Origin of the sequence: Streptomyces sp. NPDC005811 (assembly GCF_040630405.1) — a bacterium.
Taxonomy (GTDB): domain Bacteria; phylum Actinomycetota; class Actinomycetes; order Streptomycetales; family Streptomycetaceae; genus Streptomyces.
The window spans coordinates 71,818-90,760 of sequence record NZ_JBEXXK010000040.1; the positions used below are offsets into that span (position 1 = coordinate 71,818).

The following is an 18,943-nucleotide window of genomic DNA, read 5'->3' on the forward strand; positions in this document are numbered from 1 at the left end:
TGGCCCCCAGGTGCCCCTGCCCATGCCTCCCGCGAGGAATTCGCCATGTCCGCCTCCCGCGCGTCCTACCGCGCCGTCCTGCGCCTTCCGCAGGCCCGCCGCACCTTCGCCGCCGCCCTGCTCGGCAGGCTCTCGTACGGCGTCGTCCCGCTGTCCGTGATGCTCTCGGTGACCCATGCCTGCGGCTCGTACACCGTGGCCGGCGGGGTGATGGCCCTGTTCGGCGGCACCGCCGTGTTCCTGTCGCCCGCCCGGGCGGCCCTCGTCGACCGCCTCGGCCCCCGCCGGGCGCTCCCCGCGCTGACCGCCGCCCACCTGACGCTCCTCGCCCTCCTGACACTCGGCCTGACCCGTCCGTCCCCGCTCGTCCTGGCTCCGCTTGCCGCGGCCGCCGGGTCCTGCTGCCCGCCGCTCGGGCCGGCCATGCGAGCGGTATGGAGCCGTCTGACCCCCGACCGGGGACTGCTCCAGCGTGCCTACAGCCTCGACGGCGTCGCCGAGGAGCTGCTCTTCGTCACCGGGCCCCTGCTGGTGGGCGTCCTGGCCGGGTTCGCCCCGCCGGCCGCCGGGATCCTTCTCGGCGCGGCCCTGATGGGCGCGGGGACGGCCGCCTTCGTCACCTCCCCGGCGGTGCGGGCGGTGCCGCCCGGGAAGGGAGCCGGGCGGCGCGGCGGGGGCGGCGGGCCGCGCCGGCTCGCGCGGCCGGTGGCCGCCGCCCTGGTGGTGGGGCTCGCGATCGGGGTGGCCGACCTGCTGATCGTGGCGTTCACCGAGAGCCGGGGCCACGGCGGTGCGCCCGCGGCCTGGCTGCTGGCGGCGATGTCGGCCGGCAGCGCGGTCGGGGGGCTGGCGCACGGTGCCGTGTCCTGGCGGGGCGCTCCGGGGACACGTCTTCCCCTGCTCACGGCAGGACTCGGAGTGGCCCTGTGCGCCGCCGGACTGGCACCGGGTGCCGTCACGCTCGGGGTGGCCGTCGCGGCCGTCGGGTTCTTCGTGTCGCCGACGATCACCACCGGCTATCTGATGGCCGACGAGAGCGCCGCCCCCGAAGCCCGGGTGCGGGCCGGGGCCTGGGTCAACACGGCCGTCAACGCGGGCAGCACGGCCGGTACGGCGGTCGCGGGCGCGCTGGCCGGGCGGCTGCCGGTCGCCTGGTGCTTCGCGCTGACGGGCGCGGTGGTGCTGACGACGGCGACAGCCGTCACCCTGCGCTCCTCCGGGGGCGGTCGGCCCGTGCCCGCGTGACCGTCCCGGTGCGGACGGACGCCGCCGGGCGGAGCCCTGACAGGGCTCCGCCCGGCGGCGTCTGGGTGTGGTTACGGGCGTCCGCGCTGGCCGCGCAGATGCTCCGCGATCGGCTTGAGGGACTTGTCGAGGTCCACGAGGGCCTCGGGGGAGAGGAGGTCGATGAAGTGCCGGCGCACGGAGGACACGTGGTGCGGGGCGACCTTCATCATGGTCTCCATGCCGTGCTGGGTCAGGACCGCGTAGAGGCCCCGGCGGTCGGACTCGCAGTTCTCGCGCCGGACCAGGTTCGCGTTCTCCATGCGGGTGATCTGGTGCGAGAGACGGCTCTTGGACTGGAGGGTGGCGGACGCGAGGTCGCTCATCCGCATCCGGACGTCCTCCGACTCGGACAGGTTCACCAGGATCTCGTAGTCGTTCATGGTCAGGCCGAACGGCTGCAGGTCCTTCTCGAGCTGGTACGTCAACAGCCTGTTGACCTCCAGGTGGGTGCGCCAGGCGCACTGCTCCGCATCGGTCAGCCAGCGCGTGGCCGTTTCGGTCTCCATATGTGAAGTCTACCTAAAATGTTGAAAGGCGAACTAGTGAGGGTGGTGTGACGGTGCGCACGCGTTCGATGTCACACTCCGCAGACTACCGCTCACAGCCCGAAGCGACGCTGGAGGTCTCCCAGCTGTCCGGGAAGGCGCGGTACCCCGCTCTGACCGCCGTGCCCACCCGGGACACCTGGCATTCCGCCCCCGCCGGGCACTCCCGGCTCATGCGGAACGGCCCCCGTGGCCTGCTCCGCCATGAGGGTCTCGGTCGACTGCAGCAGCACCGTGCCGGCGCCGACGAACTCGAACTGGTGCTCCTCCCCGGAGGCCCCGCCGAGGCCCGTCAGCGCACGTAGACCGCCCATGACACCCGTCATGTACCCGTGGTCGTAGTGATGGCACGGGGAGGGGCAGTCGGCCCAGCCGACGAGTGCCTGGGGATCCACCCGAAGGGGAGGTTCCATGAACACCACCGGGCCGTTAGATGCGGCCACGAACTTTCCGGTTCCGATCAGTGTGAGAAATCCCGGCACGATCGACTGCTTGAGGGACAGAGTTGGCTGAAAAGCGAGCAGATTGCCCGAGCGAATGGTCAGGTTGCCGTCGTCCAGGTCGTACGAATTCACATCGAAGGCCCGGTCGGCGAGGAGCATCTTGCCCGAGCCCTCCGCCACGACCCAGTCGCTCGCGTGCAGAGGCGAATGGAACGAGGTACGCACCAGACGGTCCAGCCGGCCGTGCCCGATGCCGTTGAAGTCGATCGAGCCGTAGTAGGCGATCATCTTCCCCTTCTGGAGGAACCACTGGCTCCCCTTCAGTTCCACACAGAAGGTGTAGTGGTTGACGTTGTCGTCGACCGGCAGGGTCATCGGGTCGTGCACGGTGGGGCCGGCGGGGCCCGCGCCCGGGTGGTGGCTCACAGCTTCTCCTCCGACGCCTGGACGAACACCGCACCGCTGCCGCTGAGCTCCAGCTGGAACGCCTCGCCGGAGCCGCGCCCCACCATGTCCCGCCAGCCGAGCGCCGTCGACAGCTTGTTGCGGACGTCGCCGTGATGGGCGACGTAGGCCTGCGGATCGACATGGACCGGGCGCTGCGGGGTGATCGGGATCTCGAAGACCCCGCCGTGGGCCATCACGGCGACCGCGCCCTGCCCCTTGAGGGTGGTGGTGAAGAGGCCCTGGCCGCTGATCTGCCCGCGGACCATGCCCATGACCCCGCCCTGGGAGCCGAGGAACATCGTGCCCTGCTGGAGGGTGCCCTCGAAGGCGAGCAGCCGGTCCGCCTCGACGTACAGGGTGTCGCCGGTGAGCCGGATGACCTGGACGTGGTGGCCGCCGTGCCCGAACAGGACCGTGCCGCTGCCCTCGACCGTCATCAGCGGGGTGTCCTCGTTGGCCAGCCGTCGGCCGATCATGGACATCACGCCGCCCTGACCGCCCTGCAGGTTGGGGGTGAAGGAGACCTCGCCGCGGTATGCCAGCATGGCGCCGCGCTGACTGAACAGCCGCTGCCCCGGCACGACCGTCGCCTCGACCATTTTGGAGTTGATCTCTCGGAAGCTCACCTCAGACGTCCCCCGCGATCGTGTTGCGCTCGCTCGGCTGGACGTACACCAGGCCGTCCCCCTCGAAGCGGATCTGGAAGGCCTCGCCGCCGCCCTCGCCCAGGAAGGTGCGGAACGTCACACCGGACTGGAAGGACTGACGGACGTTCCCCTGGTGCGCGATGTACGCCCCCGGGTCGACGGTCAGCGGGTACTGCGGGCTGACCCGCAGCACGACGGCCGGTCCGTCGGAGGTGATGGCCGCCTGGCCGTGTCCCTCCACCGTCGTCGTGAACAGTCCGTTGCCCTGGGAGGCGCCGCGCAGGCCGGTGAAACTCGTCCCCGTCCGCAGGCCCGCGTCCGTCGCGAGCAGATTGCTCGACTCCACGAACAACTTGTCCCCCTGGAGGCTGACGAGGTTGATCTCGGAGGCGCGGTCGGCGAACCAGCACGTCCCCTGTCCTCTCACCTCCATCACGGTCATCTGCTCGCCGGTGAGCCGCCGGGTCACCATCCCCCGGATCCCCTCACCGCCGCCACTGAGCTTCTTGAAGGCCATCTGACCGTCGTACGCGACCATCGAGCCGTTCTTCGCCTTCACGGCGTCCCCGGTCATGTCGACGGCGAGCACCTTGCTGCCTTGCAGTCGGAACATCGCCACGCTGCGAAGGTAGCGGCCCCGCGGGTGCGCAGAACAGCACCTGTGGGTGGAGAACGACCCTGACCGCACCCCTAGGTGAACCGTTTGCCACAATGGACGAACCCTTGTGCGTGCGTTCACAAGCGAACCGACCGACGTAGTTCCCCCGATGTCCCCCCGAAGGTGACCCGTGGACCTGAAGACCGCCTCCGCCCTCCGCCGCCTCCGACTGGTCTCCGCCCCGGAGGCCGTCTCGTTCCTGCTGCTGCTCGTCTGCTCGGTGCTCAAGCGGACCACGGACTTCAACGCGGTGCCCGTGATGGGCATGGTCCACGGCATCCTGTTCGTCCTGTACGTCCTGTTCTGGGCGGACGCCTGGAACCGCGCCAAGTGGTCCCTGAAGACGGCCGCCCTCTACTTCGTCCTCTCCGTCCTGCCGACCGGCGGCTTCTTCGCCGAGCGCCGGCTGCGCCGCGAGGCCGAGAGCGCGGTCGACGCGGCCATCGCCGCCCGCGCCGGCAAGGAAGGCGTGGTGAACGCGTGATCGTCGCCTTCTCCGTCACCCCGCTCGGCGTCGGCGAGGACGTGGGGGAGTACGTCGCCGAGGCCGTCCGCGTGGTCCGCGCCTCGGGCCTGCCCCATCGCACCGACGCCATGTTCACCTCCGTCGAGGGGGACTGGGACGAGGTCATGGACGTCGTCCGGCGCGCCGTGGCCGCCGTCGAGGAACGCGCGCCCCGCGTCTCCCTCGTCCTCAAGGCGGACATCCGCCCGGGCGTGACGGACGGTCTGACGTCGAAGGTGGAGACGGTCGAGCGGTACCTGGCGGACTGAGCGCCCCCCGCAATCCGACACCCGTGCGGGGCGGCCGCGGGGCGGCTCACCGCCGCGCGGACGCCCTCCGCAGATACTGCCGCACCGCCCGCTGGGCCACCGGCCCGAGTTCCTCCAGGGCGGCGACCAGGAGGCCCAGCTGCTGCAGGGCGTCCAGCGCGGAGGTGGCGCCGGCCGCGTCGACCCCTTCGTACAGCTCGATCCCGACGAACGAGGCCGCGACGGCCCGGGCGAGCCCCGGAGGGTCGGTGAACTCGCCGAACGGGGTGCCGGTGAGCACGCGTTCGAGGACCTGCTCGATCTCCGCGACCCACAGATCGAGGCCCGCCGCCGTGGCCGGGCCGAGGGTCGCGTGGGTGGGGGCACCCGCCAGCAGCTGGCCGAGCAGCGCGACATGGCCGCCCGCGCGCTCCCGGTCGTGGATCTCACGCCCCAGGGCGAGGAGTTCGGTCAGCGAGGTGACGGCGGCGAGACGGGGCCGGTAGCGCGCCACCGTGCGCTCCGCGCCGTACCTGCACGCCGCCGCGAGCAGTTCGTCCACCGAGCCGAAGTGGTAGAAGACCAGCGCCTGGTTGACGCCGGCGGCCGCCGCGATCGTACGCGCCGACGCCTTGGCGATGCCCTGCTCGGTGAGCGTGCGCAGGGTGCCGTCCAGCAGCTTGGTCCTGGTGTCCGGACCGGTCCGGGGTGCGGGGCTCAATCGGGTGCCTCCGTGCGCGGAAATTGGTCGATACGGGTGAAATCCGGGTGAATCTGAGGCGCCACCGGTGGCGCTCCGACGGGTCCTGTGTTCGCACGCGGCCGCCGTCGACGTGGACCCGGACCCCCGCCCCCATGAAGATCGTCATATGAATCCCCCAGGTCGGGGCATGTTTGAGCGATTGCTCAAACGGCTCGCGAGGGACGGTACTCCCGTTTGAGCAGTCGCTCAATAGGGCGACCGGGGGACGGGTTTCGACCCGGCGGGCGCTGGCTAATCTCTCCCGGTGTCGATCAAGTCCTGTGTGATGAACCGTTGTTCGGCCGCCGTGCTCCTGGCGGCCGCACTGGCCTTCCTCGCGTCCGGAGCCGGTACGCACACGCGTGCGGAACACTCCGGCCACGCATGTGTGCTCGCCCCCGGCGAGCTGACCGTCGACGACCTGCCCGCCGGCTCCTCCGCGACCCGCTGCGGCGCCGTGGGCCGCCTGGTCACCCACGGCGGCGCCGGCCTCACGGTCCCCGAACCCGGCACCAAGGTCAGCGTCGACTCCCTCACGGCGGACGGGTCGAGCCGCGGCTTCACCCTGGCCGTCGCCGCCGACGGCACGGTGTCCTACGGCTTCGACGACGGCGAGGGCGACCGCTCGGGCGGCGCCACGGCGGACGGCAAGGGCGAGCGCAGTCACGGCGACGCCCGGCACCGGCCGTCGGGCAAGGCCGCCCGCCCCACCCGCCGCACGGGCAGCCGCGCCGACGCCCCCGCCCCCTGCGCGGACACCGCCTACTCCGTGGCCGACCGCAAGGAGTACGGCACGTACGAGTGGTTCGTCGGCGACGGTCCCCAGCCGGGCGACCTGCCCCGCCGTCAGGTCCGCCAGGCCTTCGAGGAGGGCATCACCGCCATCATCCGCGGCCGCAACGCCTGCGGACTCGCCGACACCATCGGGGCCCGCGCCAGGTTCCTGGCCGCCACCGGCCACGAGGCCGGCATCGACCACATGGCCCGCTGCACCGACCGGGACGGCATGAACGTCTGGGACGCCGGGGACCTCAGCAGCGACAGCGTCGCCACGACCTGCTCCTGGAGCCGCCCCGTCTCCCGCGGCCCGGACCGGCTGATCGAGGCCGACGTCCGCTTCAACATCCACGACTACACCTTCACGGACGAACCGACGGGCGACTGCGAGGACGCGTACGACATCCGCAGCGTCGCCACCCACGAGGCCGGCCATGTGTTCGGCCTCGGCCATGTCGGCTCCGGCCACGAGAACCTCACCATGTACCCGAGTTCGTTCGCCTGTTCCACCACCGCCCGCACCCTCGGCAAGGGGGACGTGCTGGGCCTGCGCAGCATCTACTGAGCACCGGCGTCCGCCGGGCGCGCGAAGGCCCCGCGCGCCCGGCGGACCGAAAGCCGAGACGGGGCTGACCACGATATGACCGGCGGGTAGGGTCGATTACGTGCCGAAGCCGCTCAGTCTCCCCTTCGATCCCATCGCCCGCGCCGACGAGCTCTGGAAGCAGCGGTGGGGCAACGTGCCGTCCATGTCGGCGATCACGTCGATCATGCGGGCGCACCAGATCCTGCTCGCCGAGGTCGACGCGGTGGTCAAGCCGTACGGGCTGACGTTCGCCCGCTACGAGGCACTGGTGCTGCTCACCTTCTCCAAGGAGGGCGAGCTGACCATGTCGAAGATCGGCGAGCGGCTCCAGGTGCACCCCACCTCGGTGACCAACACCGTCGACCGCCTCGTGAAATCGGGCCTGGTCGCCCGGCGCCCCAACCCCAACGACGGCCGCGGCACCCTCGCCGTCATCACCGCCAAGGGCCGCGAGGTCGTCGAGGCGGCCACCGGCGACCTCATGGCGATGGACTTCGGGCTCGGCGTGTACGACGCGGAGGAGTGTGCCGAGATCTTCGCGATGCTGCGCCCGCTGCGGGTCGCGGCGCGCGACTTCGACGAGGACTGACCCGGGGGCCGACCCGGCCCAAGATCTACCGGAACGGGCGGTTACGCTCGACGGCATGAAGAAGAGCGTGCTGACCCGCTACCGCGTGATGGCCTACGTCACCGGTGTACTGCTGGTCCTGCTGACCCTGGGCGTGATCGCCAAGTACGTGCTCGACGTCGACGGCGCCGACAGCTTCACCCGCGCCGTGGGCATCGCGCACGGCTGGCTGTACGTCGTCTACCTCGTCTTCGCCTTCGACCTGGGTTCCAAGGCGAAGTGGCCGGTCGGCAAGCAGCTCTGGGTGCTGCTCGCCGGAACCGTGCCGACGGCCGCGTTCTTCGTGGAGCGCAAGGTGACGCGCGAACTGGAGGAGCGGGTCGCCGACACCGCCCCGGACGTCGTCAAGGCGTAGTCCCCCTGAAGTAGCCACACCGCCGTACGCACGCGTGCGTACGGCGGTTTCGTGCTGCCGTTGATCCGGACGGCAGGCCCTATGCGCCGGGTGTGCCTGCCAGGCCCCGCAGCAGGACGTTCGTGAATCCGCCCACCCACTCCTCGTCCGCCGGTTCCGCGCTGACCAGGGTGCGGTGGACCACCGCGCCGGCGACGATGTCGAAGATGAGGTCGGCCGTGCGGGCGGCCTCCTCGGGGCAGGACTCCGGGGGGAGTTCGCCGCGCAGCCGGGCCCGGCTGCGGCCCTCCAGGACCAGGTGCTTCTGCGGTTCCACGATGGAGGAGCGGATGCGGGCGCGCAGGGCCTCGTCACGGGTGGACTCCGCGACCACCGCCATCAGCCCGCTGCGCGCCTCCGGCAGTGCCAGGATCGCCGCGAACTGCAGGACCACACCCTCGATGTCGGCGGCCAGACTGCCCCGGTCGGGGAGTTCCAGTTCCGCGAAGAGCTCGGCCACCGCGTCGACGACGAGTTCGTTCTTGCCGGCCCAGCGGCGGTAGAGGGTCGTCTTCGCCACCCCTGCGCGCGTCGCCACGTCCCCCAGGGTGAGCTTCGACCAGCCCAGCTCGACCAGCGCCTCCCGGGTCGCGGCCAGGATCGCGGTGTCCGCGGCGGCGCTGCGCGGGCGGCCGGCGCGGCCTACGGGGGTGCGGCTCTGCATGGCCCGACCATAACCGCCGGTTTCGGACCTGCCAGTCCCCCCGGCGCCGTGAGAGAGATCACCGGGAACCCATGGTGCACAGGCACGCGGTGCCATTACGATACGACTCGTAGCGAAAGCGTGCGACGCCGCTCCACGCCCCTCGTGACGGACGTATCACGAGCCGGGGACGCGGGCGTGGGGTGGGGACCCCGGCGCCTGGGCAGGAACGCTTTCGGAACGCTTTTCGCCTACGCGCGCGGACGGGGGAGGATGGACGCATGCAGCCACGGAACATGTCCATGAGCGGAGTCGTCGACCTCGCCGCGGTGAAGGCGGCCCAGGAGGCCAAGGCGAAGGCGGAGCAGACGCGCGCCGAAACGGCACGGCAGGGCGGCGCGGGGGCCGTCTCCCCGGCCGATCTCGTCATCGACGTCGACGAGGCGGGCTTCGAGCGCGAGGTCCTGCAACGCTCCGCCGAGGTGCCGGTCGTCATCGATTTCTGGGCCGAGTGGTGCCAGCCCTGCAAGCAGCTGAGCCCGGTCCTCGAGCGGCTCGCCGTCGAGTACGACGGCCGCTTCCTGCTCGCCAAGATCGACGTCGACGCCAACCAGATGCTGATGCAGCAGTTCGGGGTGCAGGGGATCCCCGCGGTGTTCGCCGTCGTGGCGGGCCAGGCGCTGCCGCTCTTCCAGGGGGCGGCGGGCGAGGCCCAGATCCGTCAGACGCTGGACCAGCTGGTGCAGGTCGCCGAGGAGCGGTTCGGGCTCACGGGTCTGGTCGTCGACCCCGACGCCGAGCCCCAGGGCGCGGGCGGCGTGTCGGCCGCCGAGGTGCCGGCCGGTCCGTACGACGCGCTCCTCGAAGCCGCCGTACAGGCGCTGGACGCGGGTGACTTCGGCGGCGCGGTCCAGGCGTACAAGAACGTGCTCGCGGATGACCCGGCGAACACGGAGGCGAAACTCGGTCTGGCGCAGGCCGAGTTGCTGCACCGGGTCGGCGGGATGGACCCGCAGCAGGTGCGCAAGGACGCGGCCGAGCAGCCGGCGGACGCCCAGGCGCAGATCGCCGCCGCCGACCTGGATCTGGTGGGCGGTCATGTCGAGGACGCGTTCGGGCGGCTCATCGAGACCGTGCGGCGCACGGCCGGCGACGACCGGGACGCCGTACGGCTGCGGCTGCTCGAGCTGTTCGAGGTCGTCGGGCCCGACGACCCACGGGTGGCGGCGGCACGGCGGGCGCTGGCGCGTGCCCTGTTCTGATCCGGGCCCGGGCCGGGGGCTGACCAGTCGCTAAACGTCGGGGCCTGTGGTTCCCGAGTGAAAATTCAGCCGAGATGGTTCCCCAGCGGCCGCGCTTTACCAAATCTTGGTAATCGCGGCCGCTGTTACTGGAAGTAAGACCCGGGCGTTGTTCTGTCGGGTTCTGTCCGTCCATCAACGACTTTGTTCCGGGCCCTCTTGACACCCTGAGTCGCCGCCCGAGACCTCTGGGTCGTTGTTCGGTTATCCGGCCGTTACTAGCGAGTAACGAACCCCCTTGTGCGGGCGGCGAGAATGGACCACGATCGGCCACGCTCGGTCCATTCCCGTACCCCGACAGCCGGTTGGGTACAACGGGTTTTCCTGGGTCCCCACCGAGCAGAGCCGGCGGCACACGCCGCGGGCTCTTGGGCAGGGGGGTCTTCGCCGCTCGGTGAAGCCTGTCCAGCAAGGTTGTGCGTGATGCGTGTCAGGCGCGACCAGTGGTTGTCGCTCGGGGGTGATCGCCGGTGATCGGTGCGCGGTTCGCGCCTCCGAGACGGGCGCTCCCCTTCCCGAGGACGTAGCACTTCTCCCATCCCTGTCCGGCTGAGCCGCCGCATAAGTGGGGCGAGTCGGGGCCAGGAGATGTACGTCCGAGAAGGAGGAAATATGGAGTCCCAGGTGCGTGGCGGGACCAGATGGAAGCGGTTCGCGCTGGTCATGGTGCCCAGCGTCGCCGCCACGGCAGCGATAGGCGTCGCCCTGGCACAGGGTGCGCTGGCCGCGTCGTTCAGCGTTTCGGGCCAGTCGTTCAAGGTCAGTGCGGACTACCTGCACGGTGACGGCTTCTCGCAGTACGGCGCGATCGACGCCGGCAAGACGCTCGACGGCAAGGACACGATCCACCCGGTCGCGGTCTCCGCGTTCTCGTCGGCTCGTATCCAGAACATGTGTCAGTCCGTCGTCACGCCGAACATCCCGATCCTCGGCTCTGTCACCCTGCAGCTCACCGCGGGTAACAGCAAGGACGAGGACAAGCAGGTCACGGCCTCGAACCTGTACATCGACGTCGAGGACCTCGCCGCCGACAAGGCCGTGTTCACCGGGATGGACATCGGCGTCTCCGGTGGTTCCCTGAAGAACCCGCCCATGAAGGGCGGCGGCGAGCAGGCCAACCCCTACGGATTCGGCCAGCAGGCGAAGTCCGCTGACCTGTACGGAGTGAAGCAGACGGCGTGGGCCACCACCGCCGGCACCTTCACGCTGCCCGGTCTGAGCATGAAGCTCTACTCGGGCTCCAAGGAGTGCTACTAAGCACTCGGTGACGGGCGGGGGAGCCTGTGAGGTGCCCCCGCCCGTCACCACTTGGGCCGAGACCTCGCGCTCTCTTCCCGAGATTTGACGTCGCGACACCCTCTCACCACAGCAACGCCGTACCAGGGAGCTGTTTTCCATGAGCGCCGAGACTTCTGCCGTAGCGGGTCAGTTCACTCGCCGGAGGCTGCAGTTCCGCGCCTGGCGGGGCACGAGGCCGTTCTGGGCTGGTCTGTTCATCATCATCGGTGGCGTCCCGATCATGTACTTCCCGTACGCGCACCTCACGATCGGGCAGCTGACGATCCGCATGTCCACCACCGCCGGTGCGGGCTCCCTGATCATCGGAGTCCTGCTCGTGGTCCTCGGCATCAGCCTCTGGTTCCAGAAGCACATCCGCACCTTCGCGGGCGTGGCGGCGATCCTGCTGGCCCTGGTCTCCCTCCCGGTCTCCAACTTCGGTGGCTTCGTCGTCGGCTTCCTGTTCGGGATGATCGGCGGCGCGATGGCCATCGCGTGGGTGCCGGGGACCCCGCCCGAGCCGCAGGCGGAGCAGACGCCGGGCAGCCTGGGCGGCGCGCCCGAGAGCGCCGTCACGGATCTCACCAAGGCCGACGACGCGCCCGCCCGCCCCGACGCCGACGGCGGGCCGGAAGAGCCGAACGACATGTCAGAAACGAGCCCGGCGAACGGGGCGAACGGGAGGCACAGTGTCGGCTGACGAGGTGACGCACGGGGCGGACGCGGACGCGTCCCGTGTGAGAACCGGGCCACGCCACGCGGCACCCAGGAAGCCGCTGCTCGCCAGGATCCACCTGCCCGCGGGCAAGGCGATCGCCCTGGCGGCGATGCCGACGGCCGTTCTCATGGGCATGGGGTTCACCCCGACGCTCGCGCGCGCGGACGACCAGCCGACCTCGAAGAGCCTCACGGCCGAGGAGTACGAGGCCTGCGTCGACGCCATGACGGCCGAGGCCTCCGCCTCCGCGTCGCCCTCGGCCTCCGAGACGTCGTCCGACACCAAGGACGACTCCACGAGCGACACGAAGGACACCACCTCCAAGGACACGACCTCCAAGGACGACGACAGCGCCTCGGACGGCTCCTCCTCGTCGGATTCAGGTTCCGACGACACGGCCGAGCCCTCGCCGTCGGCGTCCTCCCAGGCCGCCACGTCCTCGGACACGTCGTCCTCCGACGACACCGCGACGGCGAGCCCGTCGGCCACGGAGACGAGCAAGAGCGTCCTGGAGACCATCGGCGACGCCATCAAGGACGTCTTCGACGGCGACAGCACCGACGACGCGACCGCGACGGCGAGCCCCTCGCCCTCCGCGTCCGCCTCGGAGAGCGCCGCGGCCGACGGCACGGACACGTCCTCGGACTCCTCCGGCGCCACCAAGGAGACGACCGAGAAGACCACCGGCACGGTGAAGGACGCCGCGAGCGAGGCGGCCGACGCCGCCGCCGACGCGTCCGACACCGCGACGGAGGCCGCCGCGTCCGCCGACGCCTCGGCCAGCGCCTCGCCGAGCCCCTCCGCGAGCGCCACCACGGACGTCGACGACTGCCCGGTCGCCACGGACGACGTGAGCGGGGTCGACAACAAGCTTCCCCTGCCCGACGACCCCTGGTACCTGAACGCCAGCTCGCTGCTGCTCAAGAGCGCCGACTACCAGGGCATAGTCAAGGTGAAGACGGCCGGCGGCAAGACCAAGGAAGTCCTGAAGTACGTCATCTCCGGCGGCACCGACATCGGTGACCTGCACCAGACGGTGATCGACAAGCAGGCGGGCAAGACCTACCACGTCCAGGCGGGCAAGGGCACCACGTCCACGATCAAGGGCGGCGACACGGTCATGTACACCGAGAGCATCTCGGGGAACCTGTTCGGCCTGATACCGGTCACGTTCACCCCGGAGAACCCGCCGCCGCTGAACATCCCGCTGATCTACTTCACCAACGTGAAGGTCCAGCAGGCAGGCCAGTTCGGCGGCACGCTGACCGTGCCCGGCCTGCACCAGTACACCACCTGAGCCGTCGGGCCACAGGCCACAGACCATTCCGGGAGCCGCTCACAGCTGAGGGCGCCCCCTGTCACAGGGGGCGCCCTCAGTGCTGTACAAGTCCCTTGCGGAGAGCCGTGGTTCAGTCGATCGCGCAGCTGCTTCACTGGACGCAAAAACCTTCACACGTTTCACACGCCCGTCATGGGATGAATATTGCCGTGGGCATGACCAGCCTCGGCGTGGGGGCCGCACCGGGAACACCTGACCTGTGCTCATGGCGTCATGATGACGCGTGCAGGCCCTCGCCGGTCTCACCGAACGGGGACTCCTCGCCTTGACACCGATCTCCCTCAGCCGTCCGCTGCGCCGGGCGGCTGCTCTCGCTCTCGCGGGTGCCGTGACCGCCGTGGTGGCGCTCACCACCGCGCACAGTGCGCCGCCCGAGCCGCGTTCTCGCCGAACGGCCGCCGCAGACAGCGCTGTCGTCACCGACAGCGCCCCGCTCCTCCAACAGGCCGCCGCCGACGGAACCGGCCTCTTCCCGCTCCTCACCCGCGGCAAGGACGGCCGCCTCTGGGACTACGAGGCCACGGGTACCGGCGGCTGGAAGGCCCGCGCGGACCTCGGCACCGGCTACTCCGTGGCCACCGCGCTCGCGCAGGCCGACATCTCCGACGGCGGCCGGGGCAACGACCTCTACTTCCGAATCGGCGGCACCCTGTACTACACCGCCGAACGCGGTAACGAGACCAAGGTGCTGGGCACCGGCTGGGACCAGTACAACCTCATCGTGTCCGTCGGGAACATGGCCGGCAGCGCCCAGCCCGACCTGGTCGCCCGCGGCACCGACGGTCAGCTCTGGCTCTACCAGGGCAAGGCCGACGGCACTCTCGCCACCAGGATCCGGATGAAGGACTCGACCGGCTGGAACGGCATGAGCGTCATCGCGGGACGTGGCGACTACACCGGCGACGGCATCGCCGACCTCGTCACCCGCAACAGCGCCGGCAACCTGCTGATCTACCCCGGCACCGGCAAGGCCACCGCCGACGCGGTCCTCGGTGCGACCGTCACCGCGGCCACCACGGGCTGGAAGGACTACACCGCGGTGGTCTCGACCGGCGACAACACCGGCGACGGCAAGGCCGACCTGATGGCCGTCGACGCGGCGGGCGCCCTCTGGCTCTACAAGGGGACCGGCACCGCCAGTGCCCCGTTCGGCGCCCGTGTGCAGATCGGCACCAGCGGCTGGACCCAGTACAACCTCCTGTTCTGAGCGGTCCGCACACCCGACTTTCCTTGCCCGACAGAAACGGTTGACACATTTCCATGCGTACGAAGGCACGTCCTGGCGCGCGTAGACGCCGGACCCTCTTAGGGCCCCGAGACGGATGGTCTCGGTTCCTGCCCCTCACTGCCATGGTCACTGCCGCCGCAATCGCGGTGACGGGTGGTCAACTCCCCGACCTCACGGTCCAGTCGCCGCGCATTGCGGCCGCGGCCGACCCGGCCCCCACTGCCTTCGACCTCAAGGCCGCCGAACGCGTCCGCGAGGAGCAGTGCCTCCTCGATGGGGTCCTGCGCAAGGGCGGCCCTGCGATGAAGGAGGTCGCCCGAGCCGGCCTCGTCGGCACCGAGGACCAGCTCCACACGGCCGCCGACCCGGAGTACTGGGACGGCACCACCGCGCTCAGCAAGGCGTTCAAGGCGGACAAGGCCACCTTCGACGCCAAGATGGACGAGCTGTGGGACCGCCGGTACGTGTGGCAGACGTCCCTCAACGTCGAGTCCCCGCCCCCGCCCTACACGTACACCGGGTTCCAGTGGGTGGAGGATGCGGACAATCCCTTCCGGAAGGTCGGCCTCAGCAAATGGGTCGCCGCCCAGTTCTGGAGCGCCGAGCACGACTTCTACACCGACTCGCACCCCCTGGCCAACCAGGCGTCCGTCGACGCGGCCACGGCCGTCTACAAGGTCCGTTACGCCTCCGACCCGAAGGTGGACTACCGGGACGAACAGGCGTGGCAGTCGCTGCAGGTCATGCACCCCATGTACGCCGACGACGCCCGGCTCTTCCTCCAGTACGGCGGTTTCCCGACCGACGTGCCCGACGCGGACTCGATGGAGTTCCGCATCGACGTCGAGAACCTCAAGGCCCGCTTCGCGTCCTGCGCGTACACCGACCCGAAGGACCCGCACGAGGTGCTCGGCGCCGAGATCGCCACGGCGCACACCGAGTGGGAGGCGGAGCTCGGCGGGCAGAAGGCGCAGCGGGACACCATCATCGGAGCAGAGAAGCAGGCCAACGCCGACCTGGCGACGGCCTCGCAGGCGCTCGGCGAGGCGCTCGCCGAATCGCTGATCGCGAGCCGGCTCACGGACTGGCAGGCCTACTGGACCGGGCAGAAGGCCGCCGACCACCCGAACGACTACCCGACCACGGCGGAGTTCACCAAGGTCAAGAAGTGGATCGCGGACGCCCAGGGCCGGGCCGGCGGACGGCTATACGTCGCCTCCCGGGCCGCGCTCTCCGCGAAGGCCGAGGCCGACGTGGTCACCCAGGCGCAGACGCAGGCGTACGGCATCGCCGACGCGGCCGGGCTGCCGCGGGGCCGGGGTCTGCTGTACGGCCAGCAGGCCGCGCAGGTCACCAAGGCATCCGCGGCGGCCGCACAGGCCGCGGCGAAGGCCGTGGAGACCGCGTTCAACGCGACCCGCGCCTCCGCCGCCGACAGCAAGACGCTCGACTCACTCGCCAACACGCAGGCGCACGCCGCGAAGGCCGAGTTCCGGCGCATCGCCGCCCAGGAGGCCGAGGCCCAGGCCAAGGCCGCTGCCGAGGGCGCCGCCGCCCAGGCCGAGGAAGCGGCCAAGCACGCCGCCGAGGCCAAGGCCGCGGAGAACAGGGCGAAGGCGGCCGAGCAGACCGCCAAGAACGCGGCGGCCGATGCCAAGGCCAAGCGGCAGAAGGCCGAGGCTGAGCGGGACTACGCCAAGTCGCAGGCCGACCTTGCCGCAGCCGAGAGGCAGAAGGCGCAAGACGCCGAGGGCCGCGCCCAGTCGCAGCGACAGGTCGCCGCCGGCAAGCTGTCCGACGCGCAGGCCGCGGGCGCCACGGCGTCCGACAAGAAGGACGCCGCCGTCGCCGCCGAGAACCGTGCGAGGACCGCCCGCAACGGCGCCCTCGCCGCCGAGGACCGCCGCGACACTCTGGTAGCCAAGGCCGAGGCCGCTGAGGCGCTGCTCGCCGCCGTGGACGGCACCGCCGACGCCATCGAGGCCCGGCAGGCCGCAACCAAGGCCCGGGCGGCGGCTGACGACGCCACCACCGCGGCCACGGAGGCCCGTCAGGCGGCGAACGAGGCCACCGAGGCGGCCACCCATGCCCGTGAGGCGGCAACCAGGGCACAGGGCGCGGCCCAGCGTGCGCAGGCCGCCGCTGACGGCGCCAAGCGTGATGTCGCCATCACCGACGCCGCGGTGAAGAAGGCGCACTCGGCCGCTGCCGACGCGATCGCCGCGTCCCAGGCCGCCAAGTGGAATGCCATCGCGGCCAAGGCCGAGGCGGAGACAGCGCGCAAGGCCGCCGACAAGGCACGCGGCGATGCCGTGGTCGCCCGCTCCGAGGCGGTCCTCGCGGGTGCCGACGCGATCCGGACCGCCGGTCACGCCTACGCCACCGCACAGGCCGCCGCGGCGGCCCGGGACTCGGCCGCGCAGGTGGTCAAGCCGGCCAACGACGCCATCGAACTGGGTTCCCCGTACGCCGAGACCGACTCCTCGGCAGGCCTCGCGGTGCTGACCGGGCAAGCCGCGAAGACCGCCGCCCAGCAGCAGGTCGCCGTCGCCAACGCCAAGGCGGCGCAGGCGAAGAAGGCAGCCGCCGAGGCCAAGGCACTGGCAGCCCAGGCGGACGCCGACGCCAAGGCGGCGGCCGAGGCGGCGGCGAACGCGGCCGAGTGGGCCGCCCAGGCCACCGCGTCCGCGGCGGCGGCCCAGTCCTCCTCCGACGCGGCGGCAGCGTCGGCCAAGGCGGCGAAGAAGTCCGAGGCCAACACCGTCGAGTACAACAAGCAGGCCATCGACGATGCCGCCGCCGCGCAGACCGCGGCCACCGCCGCCGACGGCTACGCCACCGACGCGGACGCCTCCGCCGACGACGCCGAGCGGGACGCGGCGAGCGCCCGCAGCGCGGCCGACGCGGCCGAGACCGACGCCTCCACCGCGCGGTCCGTCGCCGACAAGGCGGAGCAGGACGCGACCGTCGCCGAGGCCGCGGCGGCGAACGCGCGCAACCTCGCCGTGGAGGCCGCCGAGGCCGCCATCCGTACCCAGCAGGTCGACTTCGAGGACCGCAAGGAGCAGGAGCGCACCGCCGACGGCGGCGGCACCGGCGTCGAGGGCGTCGTGATGAAGCCCAGCGGTGACTCCAAGGTCGATATCAACCCGCTCAGCGACTGTGTGGGCAGCCACAGTGGCAAGGACATCGGCTGCGAGATCGACCTCGAATTCCACATCTACGGCGAGATGGACTTCTACATCGAGTCCTGCCCGCTGCCCGGTGTGGACCGCGCCCACTGCGGCTCGGCTCTCCAGCGCGACTACCTCACCAGTTCACCTCTGGACGTCAAGTTCAAGGAGGAGAACGTCCATGTCGACGGGCTCCAGCTCACGGCGTCCGTCCTCAAGGCCATTGCCACCGGCGCGGTCGCCGACATCGTCGGCTGCTGGAAGGGCAAGGTGAGCAGCTGCCTGTGGCTGGTGGGCAGCATCGTGCTGCCGAGCCTGCTGATGAAGGCCGCCGAGGCGGCGTTCGCGGTCCGTACCGCGATACGCGACGGCAGCCGCATCACGACGGCACTCTGGTCACTGCGCGGTTCTGGACTGGCTGCGTCGGCCGCGGCCCGGCTGGAGCAACTGGGCGCCAAGGCCCTGATGGCGAAGTGCTTCCCGGCCGGCACGAAGGTCGCGACCGCCGACGGCTCGAAACCCATCGAGGACATCGAGGTCGGTGACAAAGTCTGGTCCCTGGACCAGGCGACGGGCAGGAAGTCACTGCAACCGGTCCTCAAGCTCTTCCACCGCGCGGTCGACGAGCTGATCCGGGTCAGGACTGCCGACGGTTCGGTCGAGGCAACGGACACGCACCGCTTCTGGGTGGTGGAACGGGGCTGGGTCGAGGCACGCGACCTCAGTGCCGGAGACACCTTCCAGACCCAGGACGGCGGCACCGAGCGGGTTCTCGGCACGTCGGTCGTCAAGGGGTCTGTCAAGGTCTTCAACTTCGAGGTCGAGAAGACCCACACGTACTACGTGTATGCGGGGCCGACGCCGGTTCTCGTCCACAACGACTGCACCCAGAAGATGCTTGAGGACCTGGTCAAGGAAGGGGACCACATCCTCCTCGGCATCAACCCGTACGCGGACGACCTGGCCGGGCAGATCAGTGCCCGGACATTCAACGCGAGGAAGCCGTTCGGAGACCCGTTCGAGGGCGGTGCCGGACGTCCCACGTGGATGTATGCCGTCGAGAGGGCGATCGAGCTTCCCAACGTGCGGCTCTCCGTGTTGCTGGACGGTGTGCCGAGCGCCAAGAATGCCGACGAAGCCCTGGCTCTTCTCTTGGAGCGTGGGCGACCATTGGTCGGCGGCGCCTGGCAGGAGGCGGCCAAGTCCGGCAACGGCACCGCGTGGGAGGTTGCCACACTGCGACTCAAGATGATCCGGGGCGCGCGATTCTGGAAGGACGTTGAGTGGTACATGACCGAGCCGGGTGCCAAGGCGCCGAGCCGCGTCTTTCCGACCAAGCCCGACTGGGCGGACTGA

18 protein-coding genes are annotated in these 18,943 nt (G+C 70.7%); 12 read left to right on the top strand and 6 right to left on the bottom strand.

Going from position 1 to position 18,943, the window contains the following annotated elements; translation table 11 throughout:
• Nucleotides 1-45: 45 nt before the first annotated feature.
• Nucleotides 46-1,245, top strand: a complete 1,200-nt coding sequence (locus tag ABZ490_RS34845; RefSeq protein WP_358999378.1) for an MFS transporter — start codon at nt 46-48, stop codon at nt 1,243-1,245.
• Nucleotides 1,246-1,316: 71 nt separating this feature from the next.
• Here ABZ490_RS34845 and ABZ490_RS34850 read toward each other — a convergent pair whose 3' ends face one another.
• The 4 genes from ABZ490_RS34850 to ABZ490_RS34865 form a co-directional block, all read right to left on the bottom strand.
• Nucleotides 1,317-1,793, bottom strand: coding sequence for a MarR family transcriptional regulator (locus tag ABZ490_RS34850; RefSeq protein WP_358999381.1), 477 nt, complete (start codon nt 1,791-1,793; stop codon nt 1,317-1,319).
• A gap of 92 nt (nt 1,794-1,885) precedes the next feature.
• On the bottom strand, nt 1,886-2,650 hold the full coding sequence (locus ABZ490_RS34855; protein WP_099054002.1) for an AIM24 family protein: 765 nt from the start codon (nt 2,648-2,650) through the stop codon (nt 1,886-1,888).
• A gap of 47 nt (nt 2,651-2,697) precedes the next feature.
• On the bottom strand, nt 2,698-3,348 hold the full coding sequence (locus ABZ490_RS34860) for an AIM24 family protein (RefSeq protein ID WP_358999384.1): 651 nt from the start codon (nt 3,346-3,348) through the stop codon (nt 2,698-2,700).
• A 1-nt stretch (nt 3,349) separates the two neighbouring features.
• On the bottom strand, nt 3,350-3,982 hold the full coding sequence (locus tag ABZ490_RS34865) for an AIM24 family protein (protein ID WP_358999479.1): 633 nt from the start codon (nt 3,980-3,982) through the stop codon (nt 3,350-3,352).
• A 175-nt stretch (nt 3,983-4,157) separates the two neighbouring features.
• On the opposite strand from ABZ490_RS34865, the gene ABZ490_RS34870 reads away from it, so the two are divergent.
• Nucleotides 4,158-4,511, top strand: coding sequence for a DUF3817 domain-containing protein (locus ABZ490_RS34870; protein WP_358999387.1), 354 nt, complete (start codon nt 4,158-4,160; stop codon nt 4,509-4,511).
• Nucleotides 4,508-4,801 (top strand): MTH1187 family thiamine-binding protein, encoded by a 294-nt coding sequence (locus ABZ490_RS34875; protein WP_358999390.1) that lies wholly within the window; start codon nt 4,508-4,510, stop codon nt 4,799-4,801. The genes ABZ490_RS34870 and ABZ490_RS34875 overlap by 4 nt, the downstream gene beginning before the upstream one ends.
• Before the next feature lie 46 nt (nt 4,802-4,847).
• On the opposite strand, the gene ABZ490_RS34880 is transcribed toward ABZ490_RS34875, so the two are convergent.
• Nucleotides 4,848-5,501, bottom strand: coding sequence for a TetR/AcrR family transcriptional regulator (locus ABZ490_RS34880; RefSeq protein ID WP_358999393.1), 654 nt, complete (start codon nt 5,499-5,501; stop codon nt 4,848-4,850).
• 286 nt (nt 5,502-5,787) lie between these two features.
• Here ABZ490_RS34880 and ABZ490_RS34885 point away from each other — a divergent pair, with 286 nt between their 5' ends.
• The 3 genes from ABZ490_RS34885 to ABZ490_RS34895 all read left to right on the top strand — a co-directional run bounded on the left by ABZ490_RS34885 (nt 5,788) and on the right by ABZ490_RS34895 (nt 7,868).
• A complete protein-coding gene (locus tag ABZ490_RS34885; protein ID WP_358999396.1) occupies nt 5,788-6,864 on the top strand; it encodes a matrixin family metalloprotease in 1,077 nt (358 codons plus the stop codon).
• Nucleotides 6,865-6,964: 100 nt separating this feature from the next.
• On the top strand, nt 6,965-7,474 hold the full coding sequence (locus ABZ490_RS34890) for a MarR family transcriptional regulator (RefSeq protein WP_358999399.1): 510 nt from the start codon (nt 6,965-6,967) through the stop codon (nt 7,472-7,474).
• 55 nt (nt 7,475-7,529) lie between these two features.
• Nucleotides 7,530-7,868, top strand: coding sequence for a DUF3817 domain-containing protein (locus ABZ490_RS34895; protein WP_358999402.1), 339 nt, complete (start codon nt 7,530-7,532; stop codon nt 7,866-7,868).
• Nucleotides 7,869-7,947: 79 nt separating this feature from the next.
• On the opposite strand, the gene ABZ490_RS34900 is transcribed toward ABZ490_RS34895, so the two are convergent.
• Complete coding sequence (locus ABZ490_RS34900; protein ID WP_358999405.1) at nt 7,948-8,571, bottom strand: TetR/AcrR family transcriptional regulator; 624 nt, start codon at nt 8,569-8,571, stop codon at nt 7,948-7,950.
• Nucleotides 8,572-8,831: 260 nt separating this feature from the next.
• On the opposite strand from ABZ490_RS34900, the gene ABZ490_RS34905 reads away from it, so the two are divergent.
• From ABZ490_RS34905 to ABZ490_RS34930, 6 genes are all read left to right on the top strand, one after another.
• Nucleotides 8,832-9,812, top strand: a complete 981-nt coding sequence (locus ABZ490_RS34905; protein ID WP_358999408.1) for a tetratricopeptide repeat protein — start codon at nt 8,832-8,834, stop codon at nt 9,810-9,812.
• Between the two features lie 651 nt (nt 9,813-10,463).
• Nucleotides 10,464-11,108, top strand: a complete 645-nt coding sequence (locus ABZ490_RS34910) for a DUF6230 family protein (RefSeq protein WP_358999411.1) — start codon at nt 10,464-10,466, stop codon at nt 11,106-11,108.
• Nucleotides 11,109-11,247: 139 nt separating this feature from the next.
• Complete coding sequence (locus tag ABZ490_RS34915; protein ID WP_358999414.1) at nt 11,248-11,829, top strand: DUF6114 domain-containing protein; 582 nt, start codon at nt 11,248-11,250, stop codon at nt 11,827-11,829.
• Nucleotides 11,819-13,144: a hypothetical protein gene (locus ABZ490_RS34920; RefSeq protein ID WP_358999416.1), complete on the top strand. Its 1,326-nt coding sequence runs from the start codon at nt 11,819-11,821 to the stop codon at nt 13,142-13,144. Before ABZ490_RS34915 ends, ABZ490_RS34920 begins: the two co-directional genes overlap by 11 nt.
• 265 nt (nt 13,145-13,409) lie before the next feature.
• On the top strand, nt 13,410-14,393 hold the full coding sequence (locus tag ABZ490_RS34925) for a VCBS repeat-containing protein (RefSeq protein WP_358999419.1): 984 nt from the start codon (nt 13,410-13,412) through the stop codon (nt 14,391-14,393).
• Nucleotides 14,394-14,536: 143 nt separating this feature from the next.
• On the top strand, nt 14,537-18,943 hold the full coding sequence (locus ABZ490_RS34930) for a polymorphic toxin type 27 domain-containing protein (RefSeq protein WP_358999422.1): 4,407 nt from the start codon (nt 14,537-14,539) through the stop codon (nt 18,941-18,943).